This window comes from Pseudomonas sp. MF6776 (assembly GCF_016613125.1).
GTDB lineage: Bacteria > Pseudomonadota > Gammaproteobacteria > Pseudomonadales > Pseudomonadaceae > Aquipseudomonas > Aquipseudomonas iridis.
In genome coordinates this window covers 1-4,527 of the sequence record NZ_JAENSQ010000070.1, presented here as the reverse complement: position 1 = coordinate 4,527, position 4,527 = coordinate 1, and the positions used below count along the sequence as shown (strand labels likewise).

Sequence of the window (4,527 nt, the reverse complement as noted above, 5' to 3'; positions counted from 1 at the left end):
GGGGTTTGGGGAGCAATGGAACCAAAAACCAACGTAAGCTCTGAATCCCACCGTAAAGGGGCTTTCCGATCTCCAGCTCACCCGCCAGGCATTACTCTCTGATCAGTGCCTCGATGATCGGGCAGATCGTTCCGCCGTCTCCCGCATCACATTGCTGCACCAGTTCGCCTAACAGTTGCTGCATGACGACCAAGTCGGCCATCTTCTGCTCGATCAACGCGAGCTTGCGTGCAGCCCGTGCTCGCGTTTCGGCACAGGCGCACGACTCATCCAGCGTCAGCAGTCCACCGACTTCCGAGAGCGTGAAACCCAGCGCCTGAGCCCGCTTGATGAAACGCAGTCGCTTCACCATGTCCACCGGATAGCGCCGATGGCCACCCAAGGGTTTGGCTGGTTCATCCAGCAGCCCGCGTCGCTGGTAGTAGCGGATCGTCTCGACGTTCACCCCGGCGGCGTCTGCCAGCTTGCCAATGGTCAGCTCTGTGGCCATCACTTTCTCCTTGATTCCGTACTTTGGTACGGAGTTTAGAATAGCACCTAGGCAATCAGGCTCAGGAGATGGGAATGGGGATGCAACTCACCGGGAAAGGCTCGCTGGTCGCGAGTTCGCTGACCGCCATCGGTGCGTCGGTGTGCTGTGTCGGGCCACTGGTGCTGTTGGCACTCGGTGTCGGCGGTACGTGGGTGGGCGCTCTGACCATGATGGAGCCACTACGCCCCCTCTTCATCGGGTTGACTCTACTGTTCCTGGGATTGGCATTCCGCAAGCTCTACCTGGTGCCACAGGTTTGTACGCCAGGTACACCCTGCGCCGATCCGCGCACGCTCGTGCGACAGCGACTCGTGTTCTGGATCGTCAGCGTGCTGCTGCTCGGCCTATTGGCCGTGCCGTGGCTCGCCCCGCTGTTCTACTGAAGGAGATTAACCATGCGCAAACTGCTGATCGCCGTGCTTTTCGCCTTGCCCTTCGTGGCGCTGGCGGCTCCCCCGAAAACCGTCACGCTCGACGTGCAGAACATGACGTGCGGACTCTGTCCGATCACGGTCAAGAAGTCGCTGGAGAAGGTGTCCGGCGTGAGTGACGTCCAGGTCAATTTCGACCAGAAGACGGCGACCGTCACCTACGATCCCGATAAGGCCCAGCCCGAGGCACTGACTGAGGCGACCGCGAACGCGGGATACCGCTCCACAGTGCAGAAGTGAGGTCACGATGAGCGCCATTGTCCTTGAGTCCGTGCTGACTTGCCCGCGCTGCGGCTTCGCCAAGCCGGAAACCATGCCCACGGACGCCTGCCAGTTCTATTACGAGTGCAGCAACTGCAAGGCGCTGCTGCGCCCCAACCCAGGGGATTGCTGCGTTTTCTGTTCGTTCGGCTCGGTGAAGTGCCCGCCGATCCAGCAGCAGCTTGGGTGTTGCTCATAGCGTTTAGGGGGATCACAGGTCGTCGTCTGGATTACGCAGTGGCCGCAGCTCGCCGCGCGCAACTTCTTCCGGTACCGCAAAGGAATACCGCCCGAGCATGTTGATGTGCTCGTAGATCAGCGGCGATAGCCGGGCCAAATCCTCTTCCAGCACTGGATAGCCGTGCTGCTTGAGCCGTTCCACGGCCGCCGTCATGTAGAGGGTGTTCCACAGCACGATGATGTTCACCACCAGGCCCAGAGCACCGAGCTGGTCTTCCTGGCCTTCGCGGTAGCGCTGGCGGAGCTCGCCGCGTTTGCCGTGGAACACGGCGCGGGCCAGGCTGTGCCGGCCTTCGCCTCGGTTCAACTGGGTCAGGGTGGCGCGGCGCTTGGACTCGTCGTCGATATAGGTCAACGTGTGCAGAGTCTTTTCGATCCGCCCGAATTCGGCCAGCGCCTGGGCCAGCCGGGTGGGTCTATCTCCCGTTTGCAGCGTGCGCATGATGCCAGTCGCCGGCACCCGGCCGAGTTTGAGCGAGCCGGCCAGGCGCAGCAGGTCGTCCCAGTGCTCGGCGATCAGGTCGAGTTTGACCGACTGGCGGGCCAGCCCGTTGAGCTTGCCGTAGTCCGCGTCCGGGCGCGTGCGCCAGAAGCGGGTACCGCCGACATCGGCCAGCCGCGGACTGAAGTGGTAGCCAAGTAGGCGGAAGAGCCCGAACACCACATCGCTGTAGGCCCCGGTGTCGGTCATGATTTGCGTCGGCTGCAACTCGGTCTGCTGTTCCAGCACGACCGCCAGCAACACCAGGCTGTCGCGCAGCGTGCCGGGCACGGTGATGGCGTTGAGGCCGGAGAATTGGTCGGAAATCAGGTTGTACCAGGTGACACCCCGGCCGGTGCCGAAATACTTCGGATTGGGGCCGGCATGCACGGTGCGCACCGGTACGACGAAGCGCATGCCATCGGCGGAGGCGACCTCGCCGCCACCCCAGACTTGGGCCAGTTCCAGTTGGCTTTGCGCTCCGACCAGGATGGCGTTAGCCGCTGACAGGGTGTCGTCGCGGATATAATTCTGGCTGACCCAGGACAGCCGGTCACGGCGCAGCGCCGGGTTGTCGGTGCGGATCAAGGGCTCCAGGCCGGTGTTGCAGGCCCCGCCCAACAGCACCGCGCAGAGGCTGGTGACCAGGTTGTCGGCGCGTGCATTGCGTTCGGAGACATGGGTGAAGGCCTCGGAAAAGCCAGTGCGGGCGGCGATTTCCAAGAGGATTTCCGGCAGATCGACACGCGGCATCAGGTCAGACACGGCCGCCCGCAGTTGCAGCAACGAGCAGGGCTCGTCCAGCTTGTCCAGCGCCCCGAGCGACAGTTCGGTCTTGCCCTCGGTGTTCTCGCTCAGTTGAATCGCCGGGTTGTCGGGCAGGCGCGCGGCTACTGCCAGCCAGGTTGCATCCAGCTCGACGGACAAGGCGTCCAGGGTGGTTTTGGCGTCGATGGTCAGGCCCAGTGACCGGCAGATGATCGGTCGCGCCGCCAGCCATTCGGCACCGTCGAGCAGGCCAAGGCGCGGGTCGGCATAGCGCCAACTGGGCGAGACGAAGACATCGCGGCGGCGCAGGGCCGTGCGCAGCGCATCGAGCGTGCAGAACACATAGGCACCCATGTCGAGGGAGCCATCTTCGCGGGTGATGTGCTTCTGCCAAGCCTTGGCCACGATCTCCTGCGGCGCGTCATCCTCTGGCTTCCGGCGCGGCAGGTTCAGTTGCAGCCACTCCAGACTAGCCGCCACGCCCTTGCCGGCCGGGCTGAAGCCGAAGCGGATGTGCTTGAGCAGGTCGGGCAGGAAGCGGCGCACGCTGCGGTAGCGCGCTTCCAATGCAAGAAAATAGACGTCATCTACCGGGCGGATCAGCGCGTTGACCTCTTCCAGGGCCTTTTCCAGGGTGGTCCTCGGCAGGTCGTTGAACAGCCGGGCGCGCACGTTGTCATCGCTGATCGAGCTGTCCAGCACGACCTTGCACGCGGCGGCGAGCGTCGCGGCCGACCGATCCAGGTCTTTCAGGCTGCGCATGCGGGCTTTCTTGTCGGCCTTCTCCGCGTTGCTGAACAGGTCGCGCAGCAAGGCCTCCAGGACTTCCAGTGCGTCGTCGTGCGCAGTCGCCTCCAGGCAGAGTGCGAAGGCCACCAGTGTCGCCATCCGCCGCGACGCCGGCAGCCGATTAATCGCGGTGACCTTGGCCGTGTTGGCGAAGCGGGCCAGGGCGGCGATACGGCTGGGAGGGATGTGCGCCGCCGCCGGCAAGGTGATGCCGATGCCGCGCACGTCATCGAGCCGGCGCAGTGCCCGAATCAACGCGGGGCCACTGACCATGACCGGGCCGGAGCGCAATTGATCCAGCCGGGAGCTGCGGTTGCCTTCGGCCACCGTCAGCAAGTCTTGCAGTTGCAATCGCTGTTCCTCAGTCACGCTGCGGCCCAGCGTAAACCAGAGGCGTTCTTCGACCCGACTGCGCAACTGGGCGATAAAGCGCTCTAGTTGAGACACACCAGGCAGGAGGACTTTCTGTGTGAACAGCCACGAGGTGGCTCGCTCAAACAGCACTCCCGGCCGGTCGGTGCCCGTCCAGCAGAGGGCATACAGCCAGCGGCTCAAGCGAAAGCCGATGCCCGGATCGGTGAAATGACGATAGCCAAAGCGGTTCTGAATATCGGTGGCATGTATCCAGCGGCGATGATCGCTATAGCGCTGGAGGCAGTCGGGGTCTGGAATCGCCAGTTGTCGGCAAAGCACCTGCAGGACTTCCACCGGCACGGCGGCGGGCTTGTCCGGCAGAACGCCAACGAAGCGGACGGTGGTCAGCAGAACGGCATAACCCAGACGGTTATGGTTACCCCGCAGCACCTGGATGGCTTCACGGTCTTCATCGCTCAGGTGGAAGTAACGTTCCAGCTCTTCACGGCTGGGCGAATCAACATAGCGGCCAAAACCGTCGCGTTGCTCTTGAGTCAGAAAACCGACCGGCATTGATCACAGCACCTCGACGCAGAACACGGCGGGCGTGACGATCCGCGTGCGTTCGATGTGCCCGCGTTGCAGCAGGCCGGCGCGGCGATCACCGGTTA

General features: G+C 63.5%; 5 protein-coding genes and 1 pseudogene. 3 read left to right on the top strand and 3 right to left on the bottom strand.

The window, feature by feature from the left end; all coding sequences use genetic code 11:
- Positions 1-91: 91 nt before the first annotated feature.
- The gene (gene merR, locus JJD74_RS30235) at positions 92-490 is read right to left on the bottom strand and encodes an Hg(II)-responsive transcriptional regulator (protein ID WP_003089120.1); all 399 of its coding nucleotides are present in this window, start codon (positions 488-490) and stop codon (positions 92-94) included.
- A gap of 74 nt (positions 491-564) precedes the next feature.
- Between merR and JJD74_RS30230 the strand changes: the two genes are divergently transcribed.
- The 3 genes from JJD74_RS30230 to JJD74_RS30220 are packed head-to-tail and all read left to right on the top strand — an operon-like array spanning position 565 to position 1,423.
- Positions 565-915 (top strand): mercuric transporter MerT family protein, encoded by a 351-nt coding sequence (locus tag JJD74_RS30230; RefSeq protein WP_003089115.1) that lies wholly within the window; start codon positions 565-567, stop codon positions 913-915.
- Positions 916-927: 12 nt separating this feature from the next.
- Positions 928-1,203, top strand: coding sequence for a mercury resistance system periplasmic binding protein MerP (gene merP, locus JJD74_RS30225; protein WP_060767731.1), 276 nt, complete (start codon positions 928-930; stop codon positions 1,201-1,203).
- Positions 1,204-1,210: 7 nt separating this feature from the next.
- Positions 1,211-1,423, top strand: coding sequence for a GDCCVxC domain-containing (seleno)protein (locus JJD74_RS30220; RefSeq protein ID WP_003089113.1), 213 nt, complete (start codon positions 1,211-1,213; stop codon positions 1,421-1,423).
- A gap of 12 nt (positions 1,424-1,435) precedes the next feature.
- Here JJD74_RS30220 and JJD74_RS30215 read toward each other — a convergent pair whose 3' ends face one another.
- Positions 1,436-4,429 carry a Tn3 family transposase gene (locus JJD74_RS30215; protein WP_003299771.1) on the bottom strand — a complete coding sequence of 998 codons (2,994 nt, stop codon included), beginning with the start codon at positions 4,427-4,429 and terminating at the stop codon, positions 1,436-1,438.
- A gap of 3 nt (positions 4,430-4,432) precedes the next feature.
- Positions 4,433-4,527: pseudogene (locus tag JJD74_RS30210) on the bottom strand (putative toxin-antitoxin system toxin component, PIN family); the annotation flags it as partial.